The organism is Agromyces sp. Soil535 (assembly GCF_001428255.1).
GTDB lineage: Bacteria > Actinomycetota > Actinomycetes > Actinomycetales > Microbacteriaceae > Agromyces.
Map to the genome: position 1 here is coordinate 1 of NZ_LMRW01000023.1, position 26058 is coordinate 26058.

Below are 26058 nucleotides of genomic sequence, written 5' to 3' on the forward strand. Positions count from 1 at the left end.
GACCACCAGCATCGAGGGAGGCCCGCCTCATGCGACGGAGCGACCCAGGGTGGGGAATTTCGGTGAGCGAAAGTGAGGAATTTCAGTGAGCGCCGTCAGGCCGCACTCCATGGGAGAAGCCGCGCGAGTTCACCGAGGTCATCCACACAATCGCGGGGAGCCGGCATCGACCTCGACCGTCCAGTGACGATGCGGTTCCCAGGGCAGGACGCCCAGCCAAGCGTCGCAGACGAGCCACGTCGGATCCGATCACTCGAGCGCGCCCGGGTCGGCGATTCCGGTTACTGGACGATGTGGTCATCCGACTACCGCGTCGACTACCTCTGGCACTCGACATCCACGATCACCCGCATCGAACGACTCGGAATCGAGGACGATGAATCCGGCCAACCGGTCTGGCGATGAAACGGGCTGGCGAGGCGAATCCCCACGCCAGCCCGGTCGCCGTCTGACTACGCGTGCTCCATCGCCTGCACGTCGACTCGGCGATGATCTGGCTTGAACGGAAGCTCCGTGACCTCCGCGCGAATCTCCCGCTGGGCGGTGCCGGGACGACCCCAGAGCACCGTGACCCGGGTTCCGGGCGCCGCGTGCGCCCGATCGATGACAGCAAGCGAGATCGTCCTTCGGAGGACGACGCTGAGCGTTCGGCCCGTTGAGACGCCGACGGGTTCGCCGTCGACGCGCACCTGGTCGAATACCGGACCCTGCACCTTTGGCAGCTCCATCGGCTCAGGGAGGTCGCCGTCACGGAAGTATGAAGCGAACACATCGAGCACGTCGTCGCTGTTCCACGTCAACCCGACATGTATCCGGCGCGGACCCCCTGCCTCCGCTTCGGCGACCAAAGCGTCCCGTCCGATGAACTTGTGGGTGAGTGCACCGCGCCCGCCCCAGCCGAGTTCCGTCGGACGACGGAAGTAATCCGTGAAGCTCTCTGCGACGAAACTCCCGCCCGGGTAGCTCCGCTTGAACTGCCATGCAGCGCCGGGGGTGATCGCCGAGGATGGCATGTAGTCGAGGCCGTTCGTCGCGATTCCCGATTCGATGTGCTGGATCGATTGGGCGCGGAACCCGAGCTTCTTGATTCCATACGGGGCTCCAGCCTCGACGAGCGCGCTCCAGATCTCGTCGGCATGTTCGGCGGGGCCATGCACTTCGTACCCAAGTTCGCCGGAGATTCCGGTGCGGAGCACCCGCACCGCGACCCCGTTCAGCTGCGTGACTCGGCTTCGGTTGAATCGAATGTCGGTGAGGTCGTCGCCCGTCGCAGCGGAGACCACGGCCAGTGATTCGGGTCCCTGGACGCCGAAGATGAAAAGGTCCGGGCTGATGTCTTCTGCTGAAGCGGCCCATTCACGTTGGCTGAGCTGCCAGACCAACCAGTCGCCGCTGCCAGCGGTGTAGACGAATTCGCCATCGTCGATTCTCAGCAGGATGCCTTCCGAGGCGATCCAGGCGTTCTCGTCGAGTTGGACGTGGTGTTTCACCTGCCCGATTTCGAACTTGCTGAGATCGTTCATGCCGAGCTGGCTGAGGAACTCGAGCGCCTGCGGCCCGGAGACCCGCGTCTTGGACAGGGGGGTCCAGTCGCCGATGTAGCAGCTGTTGACGTGAGCCTGCCCTTCCTCCGCCCAGTCGGTGTACTCGAGCGGGAGGTAGAGCGGGCCGAATCGGCCGACTGCCGTCTTCCCGGTGCCTGCGTCCTGCGCCGCCGCGGCGGGGCTGAACAGTGCGGGTCGCTCGACGATCAGCGGTCCGCTACTCGCGTTCTTGAACGCGAGATAGGTGGCGCGGTGGTCGGGTTTGGGGGTCATTGCGGAGTACTCCTTCGGGTTGGCTCAGTCGCCTGAGTGCTGCGCGTGCCACTGCGCGAGGTCGGCGCGCCCGTAGTCGTTCCCGTTCGGCTGGCGCAGCGCGCTGTGCAACTTGAATCGAGCGGGCACGCGGTGTGCGTCGTAGTCGACGAGCGTCGCATCGCGCTGGGGTGAGGTGAGCAGAAGCAGGAAGTCAGCGCCGATGTCACGGAACGTCTGCTGCTTCGATTCGGTGAGCTCGCTCACGGGCATGCCGTCATACGGGGTAGTCGGTGTACTGATCGAGCGACAGGATGTTCGCCCCGATCTCGACGACGGTCGACGAGATCGTGCTGATGAGGCCCGGCCTGTCCTATCATTCGACGAGCGGTGTGACCTCGTTCGACGGGAGGCGCGCGGAACGGCCTGAGATGCGTGCGGATCGACGATGATCATGCTGCTGCTCCGATGCGGTTTCAGACGACTGAAACTATATCAGGGCAAAGGAACAATGCTAGCGGCAAGCAATGTTTTCATTTATCGACCTCTTCCATCAGACTTATGGTCCTTCATACATCTGAACGATGCCGTTCGCGCTGGGCCGCCAAGGAGCCGGCGATGCCGAGACGCGCTCAGCGCAGCCAAGAAGATCGTCTCGCGCACCAACGTCATCCTCACGTTCGACGAAGGCGACTTCGGCCAGGTCATCGGAAAGGCTGTGTCCCTCAACAATCACGGACGTACCGGATCGGAGCCGGCGACCCCTGATCGGCACCACCATCCACACTCGGCCGCGAGGCCCCTGAGCGCACACCACACTCGCGAGACTCACCGCCACCGTTCACTCGGCGCCGTTCAATGAGAGTTCGCTCGAGCGGACTACCGGGCTGGCGCGTTGTCCTCCCAGCAGGCGATCCGTCGGTCACGCCGCAGCCCGCAGACACCTCTGCATGGGTGCGAATTGGCCGAGACAGACTCCGAGAATTGCGATCGATACAGCGTTGGAAGCTCAATTCTGTTGCGACGTAGCTCGTGCTTGTCACAGTATTGCGCGTGGATGATCATGTGTGCCATCGTGTGTGATCATATCCATCCATGTACGAGGAGGTACCTATGGATCGGCAAACCAACGGAAGGTCATCCGGATTCTCGCGACGCGCGCTGATGACGGGCGCGGCAGCATCAGTCGGCGCAGGTTTGCTGGCGCCGACTGCGGCGAACGCCCTGGCGCCAATCACTTCTGCGAGGACGGGAAAGCCGGCCGACTATTCCAGCGGCATGAACCTCGTGCTGCTGGGGACCGCCGGAGGGCCGCCACCGAACGGATCCCGCTTCGGGATCTCGAGCGCGATCGTCGTTGACGGCAACGTCTACATCATCGACGCGGGTCGGGGATCGGTCTCCCAATACAAGCGGGCCGATTTGGCCCTGGCTTCGCTTCGCGGGATCTTCATCACCCACCTGCACGCCGACCATGTCGGCGATTACTTCAACTACTTCCTGTTGGGCGGAAACGCGAACCCGAACGTCACGGACTCCGTTCCGAACTCGACGCCCGTCTTCGGCCCTGGTCCGGCAGGCTTCCTGCCGCCGACCTTCGGCGGCGGTGAATCACCGACGGTGAACCCGGAGAACCCCACCCCTGGACTCGCTGCCCTCACGGAGTCCTGCAACCAGGCGTTTGCATACAGCACGAACGTCTTCATGCGGGACAGCCGGATTCGCGATACCTCGACGCTTGCAGACGTGCGAGAGATTCCCCTCGACGGCCTCGCGGTCGGGCCCTCGAGCACCGCACCTGCGATGAGCCCCTTGACCGTCATGGAAGACGAGCATGTGAAGGTCACGGCCGTACTCGTCCCCCATGGACCGGTGTTCCCGTGCTTCGCCTACCGGTTCGAATCCGAGTACGGCTCGGTGACCTTCTCGGGTGACACGACATACTCGGACAATCTCCTCACACTCGCGCACGACACCGACATCCTCGTTCACGAGGCGATCAACGTGCAGGGCTGGAATGGGCCGGCGGCGCTCAAGGACCACCTTCTGGAAGGGCACGTCGAGGTTCAACGTGTCGGTGAAGTCGCGCAGGCATCGAACGCCGCGCGGTTGGTTCTCAGCCACATCGGCGACCTCGCTGCCGGCGGTGAGCTGCCGGAAGACCAATGGCGAAAGTGGGCAAAGCAGGGCTACGAGGGCCGCGTCGATGTGGGAGCGGATCTGCAGACCTTCCGGGTCTGACACGTTGGGTGCCCTTTCGCCGAACGGCCCGCTCGCATAAGGGTGGGCCGACGGGCGTGCGGCTCTGCGTCAGGCCTGCGGGATCGGGTCGAGCCGCACGATGACGGCCTTCGACACAGGGGTGTCGCTATCCGTCTGGCGCCATACAAACGAAGGGCGCGCTGCCCCTCTGGCGCTGCCGACCGCGAGCTCGCACACTTCGGACTGAAGCTGAGTCACCGAGCAGCGGTTATGTTACGCAGATATCTCGTGAGATTACATACAGCTGATATGTTTGGCCGAGCGGATGACCCTGCGCCTGAGATGAAGCGCGATCGAAGGGCAGGGCCACTCCATCCGCTCCGAGCTCACGGGACGCCCGTGGATCCCCAAGAGAGAGTGACTTCAATGACGACACCTCAGGGCGTGCACCTGGTCGGAAGCATAAACCTCCCTGACGTCGAGACGACGATGCGGTCGGCCGCCGAGATCCTCGGCCGTCGCGTCCGCCGTATTCCGGATGGAGAGGTCGGCGAACGGTTTCACTGGATCGCATGGCAGCCGAACCGCCTCGACTCTACTGACGGACTCGAGCGCGTCGGAGAACCGGGATATCTGGTCGGTGGGGTCCTCGATGTGCGGCCGCTCCGGATCGCCGACGGCATCGATGCGCTCGAGTTGAAGTTGCCGAACCTCGGCTACGCCGATGAGGCTCGTTCCTCTTGGGCTGTTTTCAAGCGCTTGCGGGACGAGGGTGTCATCGCTGCGGGCACACGATTCCAGGTGTCACTACCCACACCCACGGCTGTTGTCGGCGCGTTCATCGTCCCAGAGGACCGCGCAAGGTTCGAGCCCTTGTACCGCGACGCGCTCTTCGCCGAGTTAGACCGCATCCTCGACGTCATCCCTCACGATGACCTCGCGATCCAATGGGATTGTGCCGTCGAGTTCGGGTACATCGAGAACGCGGGCTACGACAAGCGCGACAATGCCGGTTTCCTGCCCTGGTTTGATGACGTGTGGTCGGGTGTGATCGCTCGGGCAGTCGAACAGGCAGCACGTGTCCCCGATGACGTAGAGGTTGGCTTCCACCTCTGCTACGGGGATGTGGGCGAGCGGCACTATGTCGAACCGGAGGACACCGGCAACCTCGCTGCATTCGCGCAGCGCCTGCTGGATGCCTCGCACCGAGGCATCAGCTGGATCCACCTCCCGGTACCGATCGAGCGCGATGACGACGCGTACTTCGAGCCTCTCGAGCGACTCGCAGTGCCCGAACACACCGAGTTGTACCTCGGACTCGTGCACCGCGAGGACGGCGCCGAGGGAGCCGAGCGCCGTATTGCCACGGCGCAACGACACGTGGACCGCTTCGGCGTTGCCACAGAGTGTGGAATCGGTCGCGCACCGGCAGACGCAACGCTGCCACTGCTCCGAATCCACGCAGCCGTAGCTCAGCCGTGGCCTGCGCTCTGAGCCTTGCGGATTCGTTGACCTAACGAACGCCCCATGGGTAGTCTCCACGTTCCAACCGGGTAATGGTCTGCTCCAGCTAGCGAACTTCAGCGTCGAGCAGAGAATCCTCACGTTCGACCTCGAGGAGAAACTATTCAGGGACATCCTCTTCGGAAGCTTCGCGGAGGGTATCGCGTTGTTGTCGGAGTGCCGCGTGGAGTTGATCGCGGCGGCTGCGCAACAAGTCGACGACTTCGAGACGGTCCAGGTGATGCGCTTGTGCCAGGGCAACACGGAATTCTGCTGGACGATCGATGCGCGGCAATTCCTGTCGCACCCAATCGCCGACGATCGCCCGCCCGGTCTCGGTGATCGCATATGTCGTGCGCGCCGTCCGATTGCCGCTGCGATCGACGCCGACGGGCGTGAGCAGCCCGAGATTCTGGAGGCGAGTGACCGTGCGGTAGACGGTTCCCGTGGCGAGCGACACGATGCGGTCGTCATGCCGGCGGAGCATGAGCTGCACCATTCCGTACGGATGCATGGCTCCTTCGAACAGCAGGCTCAAGATCATGAACCCGAGACCGGTAATTCGCTCCACGCTTCTTCCTCAACTCTGAGATATTCGGTGTCGACTGTATCGGCCACGGAAGGCGCTAATACCAGTCGCCTGCCGGTTCCACGTGTGTCCGCGCAAACGTCCCTTACGACAGCCAGGAACTGGCGCCAAGGCCTTAGCCACTCCAGTAGGCCTCCCTCGAACGATCGGTGGGCCCCCCTCGTCGAAGACTTCTGCCAAGCGCGGAGTCGCGGTCGACTCCGAGCGTGAGCTGAGTAAGGTGGTCGGACTTGTCGTCGCTCCCGGTGGCGCGAGGGCATGCGGAACGCCGCGCCGGCCCGAGCCGACGCAGCGTCAGATCGCCTCCGCCTACCTCGTCTCGTACGAATGCGCTCCTGTGCCGGCGTATCCGCCGCCTTCTACGATCAGGTACTCCGGTCGGATGTCGCGGCCGGCGAACCAGCTCTCCAGGATCTCGCGGGTGCCGGCTGCGTAACGGGCCTGGGACTGGAGGGATGTCCCGGAGGTGTGGGGGGTCATCCCGTGGTTCGGCATGCTCCGCCAAGGATGGTCAGCAGGAGCCGGCTGCGGGAACCAGACGTCGCCGGCGTATCCGGCCAGTCGGCCGCTTTCCAGCGTCCGGACGATCGCGTCGCGATTGGCAATTGCCCCGCGCGCGGGGTTGACGATGTAGGAGCCCCGCCGCATGGTGCTGAGGAGCTCGTCGCTGAGCAGACCTTCGGTCTCGTTTGTCAGGGGGGCGTGCACGGTCAGCACGTCGATTTCCTTGACGAGACTCTCGATGTCCTCGTGGAAGGTCAGGCCGAGACTTTCCTCGAGTTCTGCGGGGAGACGGTATCGGTCTGTGTAGTGCAGGCGCACGCCGAAAGGGGCGAGCCTTTCGAGGACGGCGCGGCCGATTCGTCCGGCGGCAAACACGCCAACGTCCATTCCCTCCAGGTCGTACGATCGCTTCACTGCGTCGGCGATGTTCCATCCGCCTTCGACGACGATCTTGTACTGCGGGATGTAGTCCCGCACGAGGGCGAGCACCTGCATAACGGTGTGCTCGGCGACGCCGATGCTGTTGCTGTACGTCACCTCGGCGACAGTCAACCCGCGATCGATCGCTGAAGCCAAGTCAACGTGGTCGGATCCGATTCCCGCGGTAATCGCAAGCTTCAATTTCTCGGCCTTTGCCAGGCGATCGGGCGTCAAGTAGGCCGGCCAGAACGGCTGCGAGATCACAATGTCGGCGTCGGGGAGCTCCCGCTCGAAGACAGAGTCGGGGCCCTCCTTGTCGCTCGTAACCACGAGGGTGTGTCCGGCAGCTTCCAGGAACTTGCGCAGGCCCAGTTCGCCCGACACGCTTCCAAGCATTTCGCCGGGGACAAAGTCGATCCCCTCTGGGGTCGGCAAGAGTTGCCCGTTGGGGTAGTTCTCGATTACCGGGACGGAATCACGAGCGTAGGTCGGAGGGAAGCCCGACGTGGGGTCTGGATAGAGAACGCACAGTACTTTCGCCATTGAAGCTCCTTCGTCGCTTGACGAACTGATTCTCGATGTGTGATGACTTCGGCGTCCAACAGGAGGTGCCGGTGAGTTGATCGGTCGGGCCGATCGATGGTTCATCCTGAGGGTCTGCTAAAACCCGCCCTTGCCGTCTGAATCACGGCGCGCGCAAATGGCGAGAACGGCTCGCCACCGCGAATTGCGAGGACGACCGGTGCGCTTACCGATGGATCCACGAGTTCGAGGCTGGCAACTCCGGGCGGGAGCGAGTGTGAATCTCGAGGGGGTTGAGGTGTGACCCCGGCCCAGCGACCACGTGCCACCATGGCGACGAGGGCGCCTACCGAATCAACCTCGGCCTGTGGTCGGAGCGCGATCCCCTGACGCTCGAGAGCAGCGTCGAGGCTCTGGCGTGCGTGCAGTCCAGGCGCGAGCAGACAGAGCGGAAGTTCGCTGAGCTCGACGGCGCGGATGGTGCGTCGGCTCCCCGCAGCTCGGGTACTCATGAGAACTCGCTGGCGTTCCGCATACAAGGGCGTGATGGTCAGTTCACCGGAATGCCCTGGCCTGGTGTGAACGATTCCAGCGTCAAGCTCGAACCGCCTTAGCCTTTCCACGATCTCATCCGATGTGAGTCCGTCCTGCAGGTTGACTCTTGCTAGGGGATGGTCCGAGCAAAACCTATCGACAAGGTCCGCGGCGCTCTGGGTCGCCGATGGGATCACTCCAAGTCGGAGCGTTCCGACCAGGCCGGTCTGCAGCGACTTCATTACGGAGTGAAGGGCGTCCTGATCGGCGACGATGCGTCTAACCCACACAAGCAGTTGCTCACCTTCCGGAGTGAGTCCTTCGAAGGAGCGGCCACGTCGAACAAGCGGCACATCGAGTTCGATTTCGAGTTTCTGAATCGCCTCTGACAGCGAGGATTGCGAAACGAAGCACGACGCCGCGGCCCGACCGAAGTGCCCTTCGCGTGCGAGTGCCACGAAGTACGCCATCTGCGTCAGGAGCAAGGATCCGGGTCCGACCTCGAGGCGGCGATCCGCGCTGCGTACCAGGCGAGGAGGGCGAGTGCGGAACTGGTCGCGATGACCAGGCCGAGGTGCGCTGCCGTCGGGCCGATTACGCCGGTGACCGGGGACCCGAGCACGCCGCCGAGGAACTGCGCCGAACCGGTGAGGGCCGACGCCGCGCCGCTTGCGACGAGCGTGAGCTGCCCCCAGCTGTGCGCCGCGGGAAGGACGAAGCCGGCGGCGGCGGCGAACACGGTCGACGTCGTCCACAGCAGCCACTCTGGACCGTGCGCCAGCGAAGCCGCGAAGAGCGTGACGCCGCTCAGCGTGCTCGCCGACAGGCCGATCCCAAGTGGGAGCGCCGGGCGATGATGGCGAACCAGGCGGCGGAAGCCGAGGTTGGCTGCCAGCATGGCCGCGGCGTTGGAGGCGAACACCACGGCGAACACGACGGGCGGGTGACCGAACTGCAGTTCCACGATGAATGGCAGTGTCGTGATGTACGCGTAGAACCCGAAGGCATGCGCGGCCAGGGCGATCGCGACGAACGCCAGTTCGGCGTTGCGTGCACCGGTGAGGAGGGATCTCACGACGGAAGCGTCGCCGGCTGATCGATGATCGGGCGCCAGCGTCTCGGGCACCGTGATAGCCGTTGCGAGGCCGATTGCGGCGCCGAATGCGGTGAGGGCGAGGAAGTCGGCCCGCCAGCCCCAGGCGTGCGCGATCGCAGCGCCCATCACGGGCGCGATGACCGGGGCGACCGAGGTGATCAGGGAGAGGAGTCCGACTCGCGAGGCCATCACGCCGCGGTCGACGGAGATGTCGCGTACGACGCTGCGCGCGACGACGATGCCGGCGGCCCCGCAGAGGCCGGCCGCTCCCCGTGCAGTGACAAGCATCTCCGGAGTCGTCGCCATCGCGCTGATCGCCGACGTGATCGTCCACCCGATGACGCCCGCCAGGATGACCGGGCGCCGCCCGGCGCGGTCGCTGAGCGGTCCCCAAAAGAGCTGGCCGATACCGATGCCGAGCAGGCATGCGGTGATGCTGGCTTGCGTGAGCCACTCGGTTGCGGCGAGCTCGTGCTGAATGAGCGGCAGTGACGGAGTGTAGATGTCGACGGAGAGCGGCGCCGCAGCGGTGAGCAGCGCGAGGACGAAGAGGATTCCCGCAGCCGGCGGCGTTCGCGTCGCCGGAACGCCGCTGCCCCGCATCAATGGCTGCGGTCGAGGACGGCGACCAGGTCGCACTGGATCAGCGAACCGCCGTCGAGTTGCGCCGCCATCGCCTGGCGGGCGGGCCGGCTCGACGGGTCGGTGAACAGCGTCGTCCATTCATCGTTCAGCGCAGCGCGGTCCCGGTAGTCGGCAAGCCAGAACGTCATCTTCACGATGTCGTCGGTCGAGCCGCCGGCCGCGGACATCAGCGCGCGTACGTGCCGGAACACGTTGGCGCACTGCACGTCGAGCGCAGCCGGCATCTCGGAGGTCTCCGGATCCCGGCCGGTGAGGACGCCGGAGAACAGGAAGGGGCCGATCCTGCTGGCGGCCGGGATCGGATTGGCGTGGCTGAATCCGGGCAGCTCGACGCTCGTCCGTCGCATGGCGGATCAGGCCTCGGCGATGACGCGGTTCTCGATCGCGCCGAGACCGTCGATCTCCGCACACACGATGTCGCCGACGCGGAGGAAGCGACCGGTCGGGGCGCCAATACCGGCGGGCGTGCCGGTCGCGAGGATGTCGCCGGGCATCAGCGTCATGACCTGGGTGAGGTAGGCGATCTGCTCGTAGATGTCGTAGATCATGTCCTCCGTCCTCCAGTCCTGGCGCACCTCGCCGTTCACGGTGAGTCGCATACCCAGCGAGAGCGGATCCTCGATCTCGTCGTCCGTCGTCAGCCAGGGACCGATCGGACCGTGGGTGTCGAACGACTTCCCGAGCGTGAACGTGGGCGACCGCTTCTGGAGCCAGTCGCGGACCGAGACGTCGTTGGCCACCACATAACCGGCGATCACCGACCGGGCGGACTCAGCCGCGACGTGCTTGCACTTCTTCCCGATGACGACGGCCAACTCGATCTCGTAGTCGAGCTGATCCGACAGGTCGGGCTTCACGATGGGGTCGAACGGGCCCCCGATGCACGACACCTGCTTGTTGAACCACAGCTGACTCGTCGGGATCGGAATCCCGGCGGCGCGGGCTTCCTCGGCGTGCTCCTTGTAGTTCATGCCGATGCCGAGGTACTTCTGCGGAGCGTCGATTGGCGCCTCGAGCACGACGGCGTCGAGGGGCAGGCTCTGGCCGTCCGCCGCCAGGATGACATCCCTCATTGAGTCGAGTTCCGGCAGGATCATACGCAGCGACGTCCCGACTCCCGGAACGTCGGAGAGGTCGGTGATCCGGTCTCCGTCGACCCGGCCCAGACGGGCCGGGCCGTCGCCGATGTGGTACCGCGCGAGCTTCATGATCTCTCCGTCTCAGGTTTCGCCGACGCCTCGATCGGCGTCGTCTTCTCGTCGCCGCCCTCCGACGGCAGTGCGGGCCACACCTGCGCCCCGATGGGTGTCATCTGGAAGCTGACGAACCGCCAGCGGCCGTCGACGCCCCGGTGCAGCACCTGCGTGGCGACGCCGTCGACCGTCCGCTCGCTCCCGTCGGGGTTGCGCAGCCGGTTGACGAGCTGACCCGTCATGATCGCGACGTCGCCGATCTGGCGGATGAGCAGTTCGCCCCGGGTAATGCTCTGGTAAGCCCGGCGTGTGGCGACGTGCTCCAGCAATTGGAACTTGTCCTGGGTGAGTCCCGGAGCGTGGATGTGCACGAGGCTCTCCTCGAAGAGCTCGTCCAGGGCGGCGACGTCGCCGTCGACGAGCGCGGTGGAGCGAGCGTGCTCCGCCGCGAGGATCTGCCGGGTCGTCTCGGCGTCCGGAGCTTCGACGTGTGTCATATCAACCCCCTGTAGGTTCCGCCATCCAGTTGCAGGTTCTGTCCCGAGATGTAGCCGGCCTGGGCGCTACAGAGGAACGCGCAGGCGTCGCCGAACTCGTCGGGCCTGCCGAGCCGTCGCGCCGCGATGGTCGAGGCGATGCGGCGTCGAGCTTCGTCACGCTCGATCTGGTGCTCCGCCATCATCCGCAGCGCCATGAACTCCTGTCGAGGCGTGTCGAACCGCTCGGGCAGCAGGTTGTTGATGGTGACGCCGTCCGCGGCGACTTCGACGCTGATGGCCTTGCTGATCGCAGTGAGCGCCGATCGGGCGGATGTCGAGAGCCCCATCTCATATGCGGGCCCTTTCACCATCGCCGACGTGATGTTGACGATGCGGCCAAATCTGCGGGCGCGCATGCCGGGGATGTAGGCGCGCATGAGCTGCACGGCCGGCACCATGTTGGACCGGAGGGCGCCCACGAGCGCAGCCTCCTCCCAGTCGTCGAGTCCGCCGGGAGGAGGGCCGGCGTTGTTCGTGACGAGGATGTCGACCTCGGGAACTGCGGAGATGATCGCCGCTCGCCCCTCCGGGGAGGTGAGGTCGGCGGCCACGTGGTCCACGCGGGCGCCGGGGAATTCCCGGCGCACCGCGTCGGCCGCAGCCGAGAGCTTTGCGTCTTCCCGTCCGTTCAGGGTCACCGAGACGCCCTCGCGCGCGAGGGAGCGCGCGCAGGCGAAGCCGAGTCCCTGCGACGAAGCGGCGACGAACGCAGTGCGCGCGGAGAGGCGCAGGTCCATCAGGCAGTCGGCTCGCTGACCGCGAGTTCCCAGGTGCGGAAGCCGGTTGCCTCGCCGGCTTCGTGGCCCGGACGGGGCTGGCCGACAAGTGCGTGGTACTTGCTGAAGATCGCGTCAGCCTCGGCGAGGGGGAGCACGTCCTCGATATCGGTGAATCGTTCACCGTCTGTGCGGTCTTCCACCATGCGGCGGATGATCTCGTATCCTTCGCCGCGATGGGCCATCACGATGCCGTTCACCGCAGCGAGCCGCTGGTTCTCGAACGCCTTGAGCGCGTCATCCAGGTCGTCGATCGTCGCGAGCTTTTCGGCCAGAACACCACCGTCGACGATGGCCTGGCAGGCTCCGTTTCCTCCACGCGGGTACATGGCGTGGGCCGCGTCGCCGATCATCACCACGCGGCCGTCGATCCAACTGTCCAGCGGGTCATGGCGGATGAGGGGGAAGAGGTAGACCTCCCGTGCGTCACGCAGCATCTGCTGGACGTCCAGGAAGTCGATGTGGCAGTCGTCGTAGTAGTGGAGGATCTCGTCGACGGTGCCGATCTGGTTCCAGTCCTCGACCGTTTCGTCCCGGGTCGCCTCGACGACCCAGTTCACCAGGGTGAGGCCGGTACCTTCGAAGTCGTCTGCAATCGGATACACGATCATGCTCGAAATCTGTGGCGCGCCGATGTGCAGAATGGTGCCACCGGACTTGAACGGCTTCATCAGAGTCGTCCCGCGCCACATGGTGATGCCTGAGTACACCGGCTCTGCGCTTTCCGGGTGCATCTGTCGCCGAATCGCCGATTTGATGCCGTCGGCGGCGATGGCCAGATCGGCTCGGACGGTGCTCGACGATCCGTCGCGGTTCTGGAGTTCGAGGGTCACCCCGTTCGCGTCCTGGGTATACCCGAGGCAGCGTTCTCCCTGCACCACGGCGTCTTCGCCGAGGCGCTCGATGACGCTGCGGTAGAGCAGCATCTGCAGGTAGCCGCGATGCACGAAGCGCTGCTCGTAGAGGTAGCCCATGTGGGCACCGCAGAGCTCGGCGTAGATCTCCTGACCGTACTTGTTGTAGAAGATCGACTCCTGCGCGTCAACGGAGATTGCGCGGAACTCCTCGAGCAGGCCGAGCTCGTCGAGTTCCTTCGAACCGTAGACTTTCACATCGATTCCGACCCCGAGGGGCTTCAGCTCCTGCACCGACTCGTAGATCCGGGGGCGGAAGCCCTTCTGGTGCAGGCGGAGCGCCGCGGCCAATCCGGCCGGGCCGGCCCCGATGATGGCGATGTCCAGCATGTGTTCCTCGTGCTCTCTGTGTGTTCGTCGTGACCGCCCATGGTCCTTGACGGAGGTCTCTGCGTCGATGACCGACTATTCGGCGCCCTGATCGAGATGCGGGAAGAGCTCACCGAGGAATCGCTTCGTCGACTTCCAGGCTCTGTCCGCACTGCGAGGGTTGTAGGCGACACCGTCGGGCATTCCGGGTGCGTCGGAACGGGGGTTCGTGAAGGCGTGCTGGGTGTCGCTGTAGAGGTCGAGTTCCCAGTCGAGCCCGGCTCCGCTCATCGATTCCTGGAGCTGCGAACGCATCTCAGCCGTTGCCATGGGATCGTCGGCGCCGGTGCACAGCAGCACGCGGGCGGCGGTGGCCGGCTGGTCCCAGCTCGGATCGAGCAGGTCGAGCCCGCCGTGGACACTCACGGCACCGAGGACATCTCCGCCGGTGCGAACGTGCTCGAGCGCCGAGGATCCACCGAAGCAGTACCCGATCGTCACGAGCGCGGCACCATTGATCTCGGGCTGCTCAGCGGCGACGTCATGCGCCGCGCGGATCCGGCCGAGCCAGCTGTTGCGATTGCGCACCATGCCGCCAATCAAGGGCCCGATCTCGGCCCCTGATGTCGGCGTCGTCCGGTCACCCCAGACGTCGGCGGCGAACACGGCGAACCCAAGTGCGGCGTATCGACGAGCGATCCCGATCATGTCTTCGTTCAGCCCGAATGCATCGTGCACCAGCACGATTCCGGGCAGCTGCACTGCAGCGCTCGGGGCGCACAAGTAGCCCAGCATCCGGCTTCCGTCGTGCGAGTACTCGACATCCCGCACGATCATGTCCGCCATCTGCAACTTCTCTCTGCCACACGTGCTCGTCGGTGAGACGTGGGAGAGAGTATGCCAAATCCCACACGATTTCAAGTGCGATCATCTGGCGAATCCCGACATAGGTGCGAGCCTTGGAGAATGATTGTGATGATTTTATGGGGCTTTGATCAGGGAATTTATTCGCCCTTGCCCTTTGTGTCCATTTTGTGGTCTGGTCAATTCACACGAATCTGCATATGATTTCGCACACGATAGCCGGTCTTCATCACGCATGGATGGCCGGCGTAACAGCACAGGGCTGTGCACAAAGGCAGACATCGCCGTCAGCGAGAATCGAGAGCACGACCGAATGACCGACACAGTGAACGCCAGGGGCGCCACCGACAGCGATCTCTACACTGGCGCCGTTGGAGCGACCGACGCCGTAGCGAAGCGATCCGGGGGATCGTTCGGCCGCTTCGCCGCCCGTTTCGCGGTCATCGGCGTGTGGCTGCTTATGATCATCCTGTTCGGGCTGCTCGAACCGTCCACCTTCCTCACGGTGGGAGCCTTCCGCACCATCTTCGGCAGCCAGCAGGCGCTCGTCTTCCTCTCCGCGGCTCTGTTGTGCACGGTCATCGTCGGCGAGTTCGTCGATCTCTCGGTCGCTTCCAACTTCGGCCTGTCGGCCATCCTCGTCACCGTGCTCACCGTGACGTACCACTGGAACGTCTGGGCGGCGGCTATCGCCGCGATCATCGCATCCGTTCTCGTCGGCGCCGTCAACGGGTTGCTGGTCGTCAAACTCGGGGTGAATACGATCGTCGTGACCCTGGGCATGGGCACGTTCCTCCTGGGGATAACGCTGTTCGTCAGCAATCTGATGCCGGTAAGCGGCCTGCCGCCCTACTTCGCCCAGATCGCGCTGCTGAACGTCGGCGGTCTCCCCATCAGCTTCTTCCTGGGTGTCGTGCTCATGCTCGGTTTCGCGTACATCCTCACCTTCACCCCTCTGGGCAGGAACATGCGCTTCGTTGGAGAGAACCGTGAGGTGAGCCGACTCGCCGGTGTCCGCGTGACCCGGCTGCGCCTCGGCGCGTTCATCGTCGCAGGTCTGATCGCCGGAATCGGCGGCGTGTTCGCCGCAGCCGCCACCGGTGGCTTCGACCCCGCCGTCTCCCAGAGCTACCTCCTGCCGGTATTCGCCGCGACCTTCCTCGGCACGGCGATCCTCGAACCCGGGCGCTTCAACCCGCTCGGAACGCTCATCGCGGTCTACTTCCTGGCGACTGGCGTCCTGGGTCTCCAACTTCTCGGCGCCACCTCCTGGGTATCAAGCGTCTTCTACGGCGGCGTGCTCGTCATTGCGGTGACGATCTCCACAGTGCTGCACGCGAAATCCCGCTGACCCCAGCCACTTCTATCCGTTCCGTTCCATGCTGTCCCGTTCCGTTGCCAGTGCTGTCAATACAAGGAGAGAACAAAGAATGAACACAGCATCCCCTCTCGGCCGTCGACGTGCCCGCGCATTCGCCGCAGCCAGTGCCATCGCCATCGCGGCGCTCACCCTCGCCGGGTGCGCCGCAAATGGCGGGTCGGCGCCGGAGTCCAGCCCGAGCACGAGCCCCGCGGCCGAATCCGACCTCGCGGCCACGGTCGCGAAGCTCCAGGAGCCGCTCGAGGCGTACCCCGTCCCGACCGAACCGATCGAGGACGTGAGCTCGGTCGAAGGTAAGACGGTCTACTACATCCCGATCACCCTGCAGTCGCCCGCCTTCACGGTCACAGCGAACGGCCTGACCGACGCCCTCGAGACGGTCGGGGTGAACGTGCAGCTCTGCGACGGAAAGGGAACGCCGACCGACATCAGCGCCTGCGTCAACCAGGCGACCGAGGCCAACGCGGCATCGATCGTCCTCGACGCCATCCCCTACGGACTCGCCGGCAACGCCCTCGATGCCGCCCAGGCCGCCGGCATCCCGGTGATCATCAACAACCAGATCCCGGACCCCGCGCACCCCGACTCCGAGACCCTCGAGACGATCCCCGGAAGCGGCACCTCGATGGAGGTAGCCCTCTCCCAGTGGTTCGCCCTCGACTCGAATGGAGCGGGCTCGCTGCTGATCAACCAGAGCACGGACGGTCCCTCGCCGGCGGCGTATGTGAAGACCGCCCAGGAGGAGATCGCCGACGACTGCGCCGACTGCACGATCACGATCAACGGGATCTCGGTGTCGAGCTTCTCGCTCATCCCGTCGTCCACCAGCGCAGCACTGCTTCAGAACCCTGAGATCGGTTACGTGGAGGCACAGTACGACCAGTACCTCCAGCCGACCCAGGGTGGCGTGCAGCAGTCCGGACGCACGGACATCAAGGGCATGGCAGGCGCGGCGGGACTCGGGAGCCTTCAGGCTCTCGAGAACGGCACCTTCCTCTATGCGGCCGCGTCGCCCGCCCTCACCTTCCAGGGTTGGATCGACGCCGATGCGTCGCTTCGTCTCATCCTGGGCATTCCCGTACCTGACTACGTGGTCCCGGTGCGCCTGTTCACGCGCGACACGATCAGCAACGACACCCTGACCGAGGAAGCGGAGGCGTCTGGCGAATGGTTCGGACCGACCACGTTCCCCAAAGACTTCGAATCGCTCTGGGGAGTGGCGTGATTCTTCCCGAATCGACGGAGGTGCGGGCGGCGACGCTCGCACCTCCGGTGCCACGTCTGGCGGTCGAATCCCTTTACATGAGCTTCGCGAACAACCGCGTTCTGCGCGACGTCGCGATCGACGTATGGCCAGGCGAGATCCACGGCCTGGTCGGCCAGAACGGCTCAGGCAAGTCGACACTCGCGAAGGTTCTCACCGGGCTGTACACCCCCGACGCAGGCACCCGCATCGCCGTGGACGGTGGGGAGCTGCAACTGCCGGTCAGGCCTCAGGAGGCGCGCGACCGCGGGGTCGCGGTCGTGCACCAGAGCCTCGGGTTGTTCGACCACCAGAGCGTCCTCGAGAACATGCGTGTGGGCCGACTGCGCGGGAGCCGGTTCCTGCGCAGAATCGACTGGAGTCGCGAACGGGAAGCCGCGACCGCAGTGTTCGAGCGTCTCGGACGTCACGTCCCGTTGAACGCCCCGGTGGGGACCCTACGCGAAGAGGACCGCGCCACGGTCGCCATCGCGAGGGCCCTCCAGGATGCGCATGCCGGGACCGGGCTGATCATCTTCGACGAATCGACCCGCTCGCTCGGGAGACGTTCACTGGAGCACTTCTTCGAGATCCTGGGAGAGATCGTCTCAACCGGAACCTCGGTCCTGCTCATCACACATCGACTCGAGGAAGTCGTCGATGCGGCGGACCGTGTCACGGTTCTGCGCGACGGGCGCGTCGTGGAGTCCGGTCGGGAGATGGCCGGAATGAACGAGGCCGACCTCACCGCGATGATGCTCGGTCGCAACCTCATTGACCTCGAGCACCGCGGTGCGGCGACCATCCCGGCGAACTCGACTCCGGTCGGCGTGGCCGGGTTGACCGGGCTCGGCGTCAGCGAGGTGTCCCTCGAGGTCTCACCGGGGGAAGTTCTCGGGCTGACGGGGCTCGCCGGCTCCGGCTACGACGACGTCCCCTATCTCCTCAGCGGAGTCACGCACGCCGATGCCGGGACGCTGACTCTGCTTGGCGCGACCATCTCGGTGCCCGCCCTCAGCCCGGCGTCGGCGATGGAAGCCGGCATCGCCCTCGTACCCGAGGGCCGCGAGCACGCCGGTCTCGCGATGAGTCTGTCCCTGGCCGAGAATGCCACTTTCCCGCAGACCACCCGCTCCGCGCGCAGCCTGTTCCCGATCGATCGGAAGCGCGAGCGCCGCATCGTGAGCGAATGGATCGAGCGTCTCGACGTGCGCCCGCGTGAACGGAAGGCCTCGATACGGACCTTCAGTGGAGGAAACCAGCAGAAGGTCCTGCTGGCGAAGTGGCTCGCCAACGCTCCATCACTGCTGGTTCTCCACGAGCCGACACAGGCCGTCGACGTCGGCGCTCGGCACACGCTCGTCGCTGCAATCCGCAAGGCCGCCGCGGATGGCTGCGCTGTGATCGTCGCGGGCTCGGACGAGAACGAGCTGGCCCTGCTCTGCGATCGGTTGCTGGTCTTCGAGGAGGGCTCGGTTCGAGCCGAACTGCGTGGCGACCTCAGCCCGGACACCATCGTGGAAGCCATCTACTCGAACGGTTCGCGATCCCGGCTGCGCGGTCCAAGATCTGAAGTACACACGGAAAAGAAAGAGAACAACTGAGATGACCGTCGTCGACATCAATATCCACCACCTCCCGGAGGACCTCTTCACCAACGAGAAGATTCTCGACGGGTTCCTCAGCACCGCTCCGCGCGGATTCGGTGAGATCGCCAGCGTCACCACGATGGAGAACGGCAAGAAGCAGCTCATCCTCGAGAAGCCCAAGGGGTACCAGAACCTCAACTACGTCGAGGGTGACTACTCGGTGGAGTCGAAGCTCGCCGCGATGGATGACGCCGGCGTCGACTACGGCGTCATGAGGGTGCCGGTCTGGCAGGAGTGGCTGCGGCTCGACACCTGCAAGGAGGTCAACGACAACGCGTACGAGATGGTGAAGCGATCCAACGGACGGCTTTTCGCAACAGCGTGCGTTCCGCCGTGGGGCGGCAAGGAGAACATCTACGAGCTCGAGCGTTCCGTGAAGGAGCTTGGTGCCGTGGGCGTGCAGCTCGCGTGCCACTACGGCCAGTTGTACCTCGACGACGAGGCATTCGAGCCCTACCTCAAGGTCATCGAGAAGCTCGACATCCCCGTGGTCGTGCATCACACACCCCTCCCCGTCGAGTGGAAGTCGGTCATCGACTACACCAACCTGCGCCGTGAGTACGGCCGCATCTCGGATCAGGCCACCGCAGTGGGCCGCGAACTCTTCAGCGGCATGTTCGATCGGATGCCCGGACTGCGGTTCATTCACACCATGCTCGGCGGGAACTGGTTCGCGAACACCGAGCTGCTCACCCCGCACGCCTCGAACAAGAAGGAGGCGATGAACCGCCTCGACTCCAGTGGCGGCGAGAAGATCAAGGGCTACCTCGAGAACAACCTGTTCTACGACCTCACGCACCCGCACTCCTGGGGCAAGCACCAGGTGGAGGCCGCACTCAAGATCAACGGTGCCGACCACTACCTCTTCGGCTCGTCGTTCCCCGTGTTCTATGGCTGGATGAGTCAAGGCGTCGAGTTCGTCAACAACGATCTCGACATCAGTGACGCCGACCGCGAGCTCGTGATGTCGGGCAACGCCAAGCGCCTGTTCAACCTCCCCATCTGAGGCAAGGAGCAGCCATGAACAACGAGAACGAAGACATCGACGGATTCTTCTCTGCCGCCCGAGTGACCGGGCAGCAGGAGGCCGTCGAACTGCCGCAGGACAGTTTTCGCGCTCACCTGTACGACCTCGACGACCCGGTTCTCGCCGGCAGCCGCGGTGTGGACTATGAGCAGTTCGCGGAGGACCGTTACAGCGCTCCGTTCCTGCAGGAGCTCCTGGCATATTGGGACGGCCTCTATCGTGAGCCGTTCGTCGGCATCACAGCGGACGGTGTCGTGCGGGAGGGACTTTACGAGCTCCCCGACGTCGATGTACCCACCGATCCCTCTCTCGTGGCGGCGGCCGAACGTGTTCTCGGGCTCCTCACCGCGGAGCAGCGCGAGCAGTTCTGCCATCCCATCGATGCGCCGGAATGGAGGGCCTGGAGCAATCCCGAGTTCGTCATCTATCGCGTCGGACTGCGGCTGGAGACGCTGAGCGCTGAGGTCGTCGATGCCATGCTCGACGTGGTTCGCTCCTCCCTGAGCCCCGCGGGATATGAGCGGGTCGCGGAGGCGATGGCCCTCAACGGCTTCCTTGGCGAGTTGGTCGATCTGCCCGCCGTCATGAACGACCGCAGCTACTGGTTCTCCTTCTTCGGCACCCCGTCGGCGGAGGGCGCATGGGGTTGGCAGCTCTTCGGTCACCACGTGGCTCTCAACTTCGTGACCGTCCGTGGCCGGCACATCATCGCGCCGGTGTTCCTCGGGGCGGAGCCGGCACTCTCCGATGGTGCGAGGCCCCCACTCTTCGATGCACGGGAGCAGGTGGCGATCGAGCTCGCCGAGTCTTTGACCGACGAGCAGCGCGAGAAGGCCGTCGTCTACAGTTCCGTCCTCGACCCTGCCATGCCGGAGGGGCGGCTGCATCCCGCCGATGAACGCCACGTCGCGGGAGCGTTCCGCGACAACCGAGTGGTCCCGTATGAAGGGATCCCAGTGCGGGAGTTGACGGATCGACAGCGTGGCCTGCTGCGTACCGTCATCGAGGACTTCTTCCTACTCTTGGTCGAACCGCAGCGGGAGTTGACGTTGCGCGATTTCGACGGCCACATGGACGAGACCTGGCTTTCCTGGTACGGCGCCACCGACGGTTCGCAGCCGTTCTACTTCCGCATTCAGAGCCCCGTGGTCATGGCGGAGTTGGATCACCACGCTGGAGTGTGGCTCAGCAATCGGCTGCCTGCCCGCTTCCACGTGCACACGACACTGCGACTGCCGAACGGAAACGACTACGGCAAGGCGCTTCTCGCTCAGATGGCTGAGCGCACGTGAGCGGGTTCATTCGCGCCCGACAGTGAGGCCTCGTAGTTCGTCACGGCCTCGAGCGTGTTGATGTCGTGTCGACGCGAGGCGGTCTCGATCATTTCGGGGTCCGCCCCGCCCTCGATCAGGTCGAGGATCGCAGTGTGTTCGCTGATCGAGGCGAGGGCCCGGCCGGGTGCGTACCAGAAAGCAGACTGGCGGACGAGCTCGAGTCGTGTCCACTCAGCCGAGACCAGGTCGTTCAGTCGCTCGTCATCGCAGCGGGAGCACAGCAGAGCGTGGAAGCGCCGATTCAGCGCGCCGAATCGTTGTGGGTCGAAGTTGGCCAGCGCGTCGCCCATCTCGCGGTTCAGCCTGCGTGCCTCGCTGATGTCGTCAGGGGTCATCTTCTCTGCCGAAAGTGCCGTTGCAAGGCCGCCGAGCCGGGCCAGCAGGCGCATCGTGCGCTTCCAGGTCTCGGTGTCGAATGTCTTGACGACGGCGCCCGCGTTCTGGATGATGTCCACCCAGCCCTCGGCCTCGAGCCGACGTAGGGACTCCCGCCACGGGTTGGTGCTGATGTTGTACTCACGGCCGAGTTGGTCGATCACGAGCCGCTTGCCGGGGCCGTACGTGCCGTCCATGATCCGCTCCTTGAGGATCTGGTAGGCCTGATCGGCTTTGCTGACCGCCACTCGTAACTCCTTCGGCAAACGATGGGCTGATCCCGCGATTCTACTGGTTATCGCACAGGATCCGCCGTGGAGCGGGCGATTCGAGCCAGCAGTCTCCCAGCCGTTGAGTCGAGCGCGGCTCCAGCGCGAGCGAGCACGAGCGCGCGAAGCGGTTCCGGTGCTGGCTGGAGGCGCCGGACCGTCACCGCGAAGCGGGACAGGCTCGCACCGTCGGGATCCGGGAGGATCGCGCAGGCGACACCCGCCTCGATCAACGGCAGGCTCGTCTGGATGGTCTCGACCGTGCGAATTGAGGCCGGCGTGATCCCGTGCCGACGGAACGCCTCGTCGACCGCCTCCGGCAGGCTGGGGACGGCGGCGGTCCGGCGCGGCAGCAGCACGACCTTGCCGGTGAAGCTGCTGAGCGGAAGCGGGTCCGGGAGGTCTGCCTCATCCGCCGCGAACGCGGCGACGAGCGGAATCTCGCCCCAGTCCACGATCTTCAGCGTGCCGCGGTGGCGCTGGGCGAAGCGCCTCGGATCGGCGACCATGATCGCTGCGAGGTCGACGGTGCGCTGCTGCAGCATCTCGATCGCGGCCCAGGGCGGGGGATCCACGAGGCGGATCTCGACGTCGGGCACTTCAGCCGCGTACTCGCGGAGGAGGGTGGGCAGTCGGTGCCACATCAGCGCCGGCACCGCCGCCATCGTCAGCGACCCCGCCGTGCCCGCACCGAACCGGCCGAGCGCCGACACGATGTCGTCGATGTCTCCGAGCACCCGGGAGGACGCGTCGAGCAGGTACCGACCGGCGCTCGTGGCCTCCACGCCGCGCGGGGTGCGCACGAGAAGCGACACGCCGACGGCTTCCTCGAGCTTGGCGATCGCGACACTCAAGGGCGGCTGCGAGATGTGCAGCCGGGCGGCGGCCGCGGTGAACGAGCCCGCTTCGACGACGGCGGTGAAGTATCGAAGGTGGCGCAGCTCCATGGTTCACAGCATATCCCGAGGGTGGCTATAGCTTGTGGCTATGGCTCTCAGACGAAAGCGGTAGTTCCCATCGTGGCGGGGAGTCGTCAGGCTTGAAGGGCAGTCAACCGCACGAGTATGGAGCCGCCGATGTTGCCGACCACCAATTTCGCCCCACCGTTCACCCTGACGCGTGCGAGCCATGTCTCGCTCGCCGTGACGGACCTGGAGGCTAGCCGTGACTTCTACCGCGACGTCGTCGGTCTCGTCGTCACGGAGGAGACCGATGACGCCGTCTACCTGCGCGGGCTCGAGGAGTCGGCGCACCACAGCCTGGTGCTCGAACGCGGCGACGAGGCGAAGGCACTACGCGTCGGACTTCGAGTTCGCACCGACCAGGACATCCTCGCCGCAGAGAAACACTTCGCCGCCACCGGAATCGAGTTCCAGCGGGTCGAGAAGGCCCACCAGGGCCCGACGCTGCAATTCCGCGACCCTGTGGGAACACAGATGGAGCTCACCTCCTCAATGGACCTTGTTCCGCGCAAGATGCAGAACTTCGACGAGTTCGTAGCCGGGGCTCCACAGCGCATCGACCACTACCAGGTCGTCACCTACGACGTGCAGACGGCCACCGACTTCTGGACAGGCCTCGGCATGCGGATGTCGGAGTACACAGCGACCGATGGCACCGACGAGCTCTGGGGAACCTGGATGGAGGTCAAGGGCAACACGCACGACCTTGTGTTCACCAATGGCCATGGTCCCCGACTGCATCACTTCGCCTACACCGTGCCGGATGCCACTGCATTGCTTCATGCAGCGGACGTCGCCGGTGCCCTCGGCTTTGGTGAGGAGATCGACCGCGGACCGGGCCGCCATGGGATCAGCAACGCGCTGTTCCTCTACCTGCGGGATCCCGACCAGCACCGGGTCGAGCTGTTCACGACGCACTACCAGTTCATCGACCTGGAGGAGGAGCCCATCCGGTGGGACGTCAGCAACGCGAAGCGCGCGCAGCTGTGGGGTATGCCGGCGTCCAACCGTTGGTTCTTCGAGGCCAGCGAGTTCCCGGGAGAAGTCCTGCACGAGCCGCTCCTGCACGCGAGCCCGACGACGCTCGAACAGTACCTCGGCGTTCACTGATGGGCACCCTCCCCGCCGAGCTGCGCGCGAAGCTGGAGGCCGCACCAGTCGCGAGCCTATCGGCACAGCTGCGCAAGCGAGGACTGAGCAACGTGCACATCGACGGCGTGCGCCCGATGCATCCGGAGGTGAAGCTGGTCGGCACCGCCAGGACGCTGCGCTACATCCCCAATCGGGAAGACCTCTTCGCGAGCCACGGCGGCGGCCAGAACGCGCAGAAGCGAGCCTTCGACGCCGTCGACAGCGGAGAGGTCATCGTCATCGAGGCGCGCAGGGATGCAGGCTCGGGAACGCTCGGTGACATCCTCGCCATCCGTGCCCGCACGCGCGGCGCGGCCGGCATCGTCACCGATGGCGGCGTGCGCGACTACGAGGCGGTCGTCGCAGTCGGGCTGCCGGTCTTCTCGAACGGGGCCCACCCCGCGGTACTCGGCCGGAAGCACGTGCCGTGGGAGTTCGACGTGACCATCGGCTGCGGGGGCACGGCCGTCCAGCCGGGCGACATCATCGTCGGGGACGCCGACGGGGTGATCGTCATCCCCCCAGGGATGGTCGCCGACGTCGTCGACGCGGCACTCGCCCAAGAGGCCGAGGACGTATGGGTCGCCCAGCTGATCGACGAGGGTCACGCCCTCGACGGGCTGTTCCCCATGAACGCCGAGTGGCGCGCGCGCTTCGAAGTGGAGCACGGCGATTGACCGGCCCTGAAGTGCGGCGGACGCTGGACCACGCGACCATCGCCGCGATCGCCGACCGGCTCTCCGCGGCGGAACGCGACCGGGCGACCGTGGACCTCCTGACGACCAGCCACCCCGGCATGACGGTCGAGGACTCCTACGCCGTGCAGAACGAGTGGCGTCGACGGGGCGTCGCCGCGGGACGCCGCCTCATCGGACGGAAGATCGGCCTGACCTCGAAGGTTATGCAGGCGGCGACCGGCATCACCGAACCGGACTACGGCGCGATCTTCGCGGACGCGGTCTTCGAGAACGGCTCGCTCATCGAACACGACCGCTTCTCGAACGTGCGCATCGAGGTCGAGCTCGCATTCGTCCTCGCAGAACCCCTGGAGGGGCCCGGGACGACGATTTTCGACGTGCTCCGGGCGACGGAGTACGTCGTCCCCGCACTCGAGATCCTCTCGTCGCGTATCGAGCTCGCCGGGCGCACGATCGTCGACACGATCAGCGACAACGCGGCGTTCGGTGGCCTCGTCTTGGGCGGGAATCCGTGGAAGGTCGACGAGATCGACCTCCGCTGGGTGTCCGCGCTCCTCTACCGGAACGAAGCCATCGAGGAGTCGGGGGTTGCCGCCGCGGTCCTGAACCACCCCGCGACGGGCGTGGCGTGGCTCGCGAACAAGCTGGCGCGACACGGTGACCGCCTCGAAGCCGGCGAGATCGTGCTCGCCGGATCCTTCACCCGCCCGATGTGGGTCGAGAAGGGCGACACCGTGCTCGCCGACTACGGGGATATGGGGACCATCACATGCCGCTTCAACTGACTCCCACCCTCCGGGACGTCCTGCGTGCCACCCCGCGTCCCCTTGCGGGGATCTGGGTCTGCTCGGGCAGTCCCCTCGTCGCCGAGATCGTCGCGGGCTCGGGCATCGACTGGCTGCTGATCGACCAGGAGCACGGCCCGAACGACCTGCAGACCGTCCTCGCGCAGCTGCAGGCGGTGGCAGCCTATCCGGCGACGCCGGTGGTTCGCGTTCCCTCAGGGGACGTCGTGACGATCAAGCAGGTCCTCGACCTCGGCGCGCAGAACATCCTCGTGCCGATGGTGTCGTCCGCCGAGCAGGCACGAGAGCTCGTCCGCGCGGTGCGCTACCCGCCCCGGGGCTTGCGCGGGGTCGGTTCGGCGCTTGCGCGGTCGGCCCGCTGGAATCGCGTTGAGGACTACCTCCTGGATGCCGACCGCCATGTCTCGCTGTTCGTCCAGGTCGAGACGGTCGAGGGGATCGAGGCCGCCGGGCAGATCGCCGGAACGGACGGGATCGACGGGGTCTTCGTCGGGCCATCCGACCTGGCCGCCTCGATGGGCCTGCTCGGCCAGCAGGCCCATCCCGACGTTGTGTCGGCCGTCACCCGCGCCTTCGAGGCCGTCCGCACCGCCGGGAAGCCCGTCGGCGTCAACGCCTTCGACCCCGTGGTGGCGCGCGCCTATTACGACGCGGGCGCCGACTTCGTGCTCGTCGGAGCCGATGTCGCCCTGCTCGCCCGTGGCACCGAGGCGCTCGCGGCCCGGTTCGGCGAGGCGAGCGACACGACCCGCCGCCCGTCCTACTGAGCTGAACGAG

The 26058-nt window shown here is 65.5% G+C and carries 24 protein-coding genes and 1 pseudogene; 11 read left to right on the top strand and 14 right to left on the bottom strand.

Features of this window, described 5'->3' with window-relative positions:
* Positions 1-452: 452 nt before the first annotated feature.
* Positions 453-1817: a glycine cleavage T C-terminal barrel domain-containing protein gene (locus tag ASG80_RS13090; RefSeq protein ID WP_056731406.1), complete on the bottom strand. Its 1365-nt coding sequence runs from the start codon at positions 1815-1817 to the stop codon at positions 453-455.
* A gap of 24 nt (positions 1818-1841) precedes the next feature.
* Entirely contained in the window at positions 1842-2063 is a 222-nt protein-coding gene (locus ASG80_RS13095; protein WP_156401842.1) for a hypothetical protein, read from the bottom strand.
* 846 nt (positions 2064-2909) lie between these two features.
* Here ASG80_RS13095 and ASG80_RS13100 point away from each other — a divergent pair.
* Positions 2910-4037, top strand: a complete 1128-nt coding sequence (locus ASG80_RS13100; protein WP_200952565.1) for an MBL fold metallo-hydrolase — start codon at positions 2910-2912, stop codon at positions 4035-4037.
* Between the two features lie 360 nt (positions 4038-4397).
* Positions 4398-5492 carry a hypothetical protein gene (locus tag ASG80_RS13105; RefSeq protein WP_369816262.1) on the top strand — a complete coding sequence of 365 codons (1095 nt, stop codon included), beginning with the start codon at positions 4398-4400 and terminating at the stop codon, positions 5490-5492.
* Positions 5493-5622: 130 nt separating this feature from the next.
* On the opposite strand, the gene ASG80_RS13110 is transcribed toward ASG80_RS13105, so the two are convergent.
* The 10 genes from ASG80_RS13110 to ASG80_RS13150 form a co-directional block, all read right to left on the bottom strand.
* A complete protein-coding gene (locus ASG80_RS13110; protein ID WP_200952566.1) occupies positions 5623-6072 on the bottom strand; it encodes a PadR family transcriptional regulator in 450 nt (149 codons plus the stop codon).
* Positions 6073-6399: 327 nt separating this feature from the next.
* Positions 6400-7557, bottom strand: coding sequence for an NAD-dependent formate dehydrogenase (locus tag ASG80_RS13115; protein WP_056731413.1), 1158 nt, complete (start codon positions 7555-7557; stop codon positions 6400-6402).
* Positions 7558-7658: 101 nt separating this feature from the next.
* Complete coding sequence (locus tag ASG80_RS23030; protein ID WP_200952567.1) at positions 7659-8540, bottom strand: LysR family transcriptional regulator; 882 nt, start codon at positions 8538-8540, stop codon at positions 7659-7661.
* Positions 8541-8545: 5 nt separating this feature from the next.
* Positions 8546-9769, bottom strand: a complete 1224-nt coding sequence (locus ASG80_RS13120) for an MFS transporter (protein WP_056731415.1) — start codon at positions 9767-9769, stop codon at positions 8546-8548.
* The gene (locus ASG80_RS13125; RefSeq protein ID WP_056731417.1) at positions 9769-10158 is read right to left on the bottom strand and encodes a RidA family protein; all 390 of its coding nucleotides are present in this window, start codon (positions 10156-10158) and stop codon (positions 9769-9771) included. Before ASG80_RS13125 ends, ASG80_RS13120 begins: the two co-directional genes overlap by 1 nt.
* A gap of 6 nt (positions 10159-10164) precedes the next feature.
* A complete protein-coding gene (locus ASG80_RS13130; protein WP_056731420.1) occupies positions 10165-11019 on the bottom strand; it encodes a fumarylacetoacetate hydrolase family protein in 855 nt (284 codons plus the stop codon).
* The gene (locus ASG80_RS13135; protein ID WP_056731422.1) at positions 11016-11501 is read right to left on the bottom strand and encodes a nuclear transport factor 2 family protein; all 486 of its coding nucleotides are present in this window, start codon (positions 11499-11501) and stop codon (positions 11016-11018) included. Before ASG80_RS13135 ends, ASG80_RS13130 begins: the two co-directional genes overlap by 4 nt.
* Complete coding sequence (locus ASG80_RS13140; protein WP_056731424.1) at positions 11498-12280, bottom strand: SDR family oxidoreductase; 783 nt, start codon at positions 12278-12280, stop codon at positions 11498-11500. Before ASG80_RS13140 ends, ASG80_RS13135 begins: the two co-directional genes overlap by 4 nt.
* On the bottom strand, positions 12280-13563 hold the full coding sequence (locus ASG80_RS13145) for an FAD-dependent monooxygenase (protein ID WP_056731427.1): 1284 nt from the start codon (positions 13561-13563) through the stop codon (positions 12280-12282). The genes ASG80_RS13140 and ASG80_RS13145 overlap by 1 nt, the downstream gene beginning before the upstream one ends.
* Before the next feature lie 75 nt (positions 13564-13638).
* Complete coding sequence (locus ASG80_RS13150; RefSeq protein WP_056731429.1) at positions 13639-14388, bottom strand: dienelactone hydrolase family protein; 750 nt, start codon at positions 14386-14388, stop codon at positions 13639-13641.
* Positions 14389-14533: 145 nt separating this feature from the next.
* Between ASG80_RS13150 and ASG80_RS13155 the strand changes: the two genes are divergently transcribed.
* The 5 genes from ASG80_RS13155 to ASG80_RS13175 all read left to right on the top strand — a co-directional run bounded on the left by ASG80_RS13155 (position 14534) and on the right by ASG80_RS13175 (position 20998).
* Positions 14534-15757 carry an ABC transporter permease gene (locus ASG80_RS13155; RefSeq protein ID WP_200952568.1) on the top strand — a complete coding sequence of 408 codons (1224 nt, stop codon included), beginning with the start codon at positions 14534-14536 and terminating at the stop codon, positions 15755-15757.
* A 79-nt stretch (positions 15758-15836) separates the two neighbouring features.
* Positions 15837-17012, top strand: coding sequence for a hypothetical protein (locus ASG80_RS13160; protein WP_056731430.1), 1176 nt, complete (start codon positions 15837-15839; stop codon positions 17010-17012).
* 77 nt (positions 17013-17089) lie between these two features.
* On the top strand, positions 17090-18634 hold the full coding sequence (locus ASG80_RS13165; protein ID WP_235508320.1) for a sugar ABC transporter ATP-binding protein: 1545 nt from the start codon (positions 17090-17092) through the stop codon (positions 18632-18634).
* Position 18635: 1 nt separating this feature from the next.
* Positions 18636-19685, top strand: a complete 1050-nt coding sequence (locus ASG80_RS13170; RefSeq protein WP_056731432.1) for an amidohydrolase family protein — start codon at positions 18636-18638, stop codon at positions 19683-19685.
* A gap of 14 nt (positions 19686-19699) precedes the next feature.
* Complete coding sequence (locus tag ASG80_RS13175) at positions 19700-20998, top strand: DUF3500 domain-containing protein (protein ID WP_056731435.1); 1299 nt, start codon at positions 19700-19702, stop codon at positions 20996-20998.
* Here ASG80_RS13175 and ASG80_RS13180 read toward each other — a convergent pair.
* Positions 20977-21663 carry a GntR family transcriptional regulator gene (locus tag ASG80_RS13180; RefSeq protein ID WP_235508321.1) on the bottom strand — a complete coding sequence of 229 codons (687 nt, stop codon included), beginning with the start codon at positions 21661-21663 and terminating at the stop codon, positions 20977-20979. The genes ASG80_RS13175 and ASG80_RS13180 overlap by 22 nt on opposite strands.
* A gap of 47 nt (positions 21664-21710) precedes the next feature.
* Positions 21711-22631, bottom strand: coding sequence for a LysR family transcriptional regulator (locus tag ASG80_RS13185; RefSeq protein ID WP_056731437.1), 921 nt, complete (start codon positions 22629-22631; stop codon positions 21711-21713).
* 129 nt (positions 22632-22760) lie between these two features.
* Between ASG80_RS13185 and hpaD the strand changes: the two genes are divergently transcribed.
* The 4 genes and pseudogenes from hpaD to ASG80_RS13205 all read left to right on the top strand — a co-directional run bounded on the left by hpaD (position 22761) and on the right by ASG80_RS13205 (position 26048).
* Entirely contained in the window at positions 22761-23756 is a 996-nt protein-coding gene (gene hpaD, locus ASG80_RS13190) for a 3,4-dihydroxyphenylacetate 2,3-dioxygenase (RefSeq protein ID WP_056731440.1), read from the top strand.
* Positions 23757-23764: 8 nt separating this feature from the next.
* Positions 23765-24454 (top strand): annotated as a pseudogene (locus ASG80_RS13195) (hypothetical protein); the annotation flags it as partial.
* The gene (gene hpaH, locus ASG80_RS13200) at positions 24451-25260 is read left to right on the top strand and encodes a 2-oxo-hept-4-ene-1,7-dioate hydratase (RefSeq protein WP_235508322.1); all 810 of its coding nucleotides are present in this window, start codon (positions 24451-24453) and stop codon (positions 25258-25260) included. The pseudogene ASG80_RS13195 and the gene hpaH, both read left to right, overlap by 4 nt.
* Positions 25245-26048, top strand: coding sequence for an HpcH/HpaI aldolase/citrate lyase family protein (locus ASG80_RS13205; protein ID WP_056731443.1), 804 nt, complete (start codon positions 25245-25247; stop codon positions 26046-26048). The genes hpaH and ASG80_RS13205 overlap by 16 nt, the downstream gene beginning before the upstream one ends.
* Positions 26049-26058 lie beyond the last annotated feature (10 nt).

Coding starts and splice junctions, on each gene's coding strand:
- hpaD (WP_056731440.1), top strand. CDS start 22,761: ATGTTGCCGACCACCAATTTCGCCCCACCGTTCACCCTGACGCGTGCG.
- ASG80_RS13185 (WP_056731437.1), bottom strand. CDS start 22,631: ATGGAGCTGCGCCACCTTCGATACTTCACCGCCGTCGTCGAAGCGGGC.
- ASG80_RS13120 (WP_056731415.1), bottom strand. CDS start 9,769: ATGCGGGGCAGCGGCGTTCCGGCGACGCGAACGCCGCCGGCTGCGGGA.
- ASG80_RS13170 (WP_056731432.1), top strand. CDS start 18,636: ATGACCGTCGTCGACATCAATATCCACCACCTCCCGGAGGACCTCTTC.
- ASG80_RS13125 (WP_056731417.1), bottom strand. CDS start 10,158: ATGCGACGGACGAGCGTCGAGCTGCCCGGATTCAGCCACGCCAATCCG.
- ASG80_RS13100 (WP_200952565.1), top strand. CDS start 2,910: ATGGATCGGCAAACCAACGGAAGGTCATCCGGATTCTCGCGACGCGCG.
- ASG80_RS13205 (WP_056731443.1), top strand. CDS start 25,245: ATGCCGCTTCAACTGACTCCCACCCTCCGGGACGTCCTGCGTGCCACC.
- ASG80_RS13150 (WP_056731429.1), bottom strand. CDS start 14,388: ATGGCGGACATGATCGTGCGGGATGTCGAGTACTCGCACGACGGAAGC.
- ASG80_RS13135 (WP_056731422.1), bottom strand. CDS start 11,501: ATGACACACGTCGAAGCTCCGGACGCCGAGACGACCCGGCAGATCCTC.
- ASG80_RS13115 (WP_056731413.1), bottom strand. CDS start 7,557: ATGGCGAAAGTACTGTGCGTTCTCTATCCAGACCCCACGTCGGGCTTC.
- ASG80_RS13165 (WP_235508320.1), top strand. CDS start 17,090: ATGAGCTTCGCGAACAACCGCGTTCTGCGCGACGTCGCGATCGACGTA.
- ASG80_RS13140 (WP_056731424.1), bottom strand. CDS start 12,280: ATGGACCTGCGCCTCTCCGCGCGCACTGCGTTCGTCGCCGCTTCGTCG.
- ASG80_RS13145 (WP_056731427.1), bottom strand. CDS start 13,563: ATGCTGGACATCGCCATCATCGGGGCCGGCCCGGCCGGATTGGCCGCG.
- ASG80_RS23030 (WP_200952567.1), bottom strand. CDS start 8,540: ATGGCGTACTTCGTGGCACTCGCACGCGAAGGGCACTTCGGTCGGGCC.
- ASG80_RS13175 (WP_056731435.1), top strand. CDS start 19,700: ATGAACAACGAGAACGAAGACATCGACGGATTCTTCTCTGCCGCCCGA.
- ASG80_RS13160 (WP_056731430.1), top strand. CDS start 15,837: ATGAACACAGCATCCCCTCTCGGCCGTCGACGTGCCCGCGCATTCGCC.
- ASG80_RS13090 (WP_056731406.1), bottom strand. CDS start 1,817: ATGACCCCCAAACCCGACCACCGCGCCACCTATCTCGCGTTCAAGAAC.
- ASG80_RS13130 (WP_056731420.1), bottom strand. CDS start 11,019: ATGAAGCTCGCGCGGTACCACATCGGCGACGGCCCGGCCCGTCTGGGC.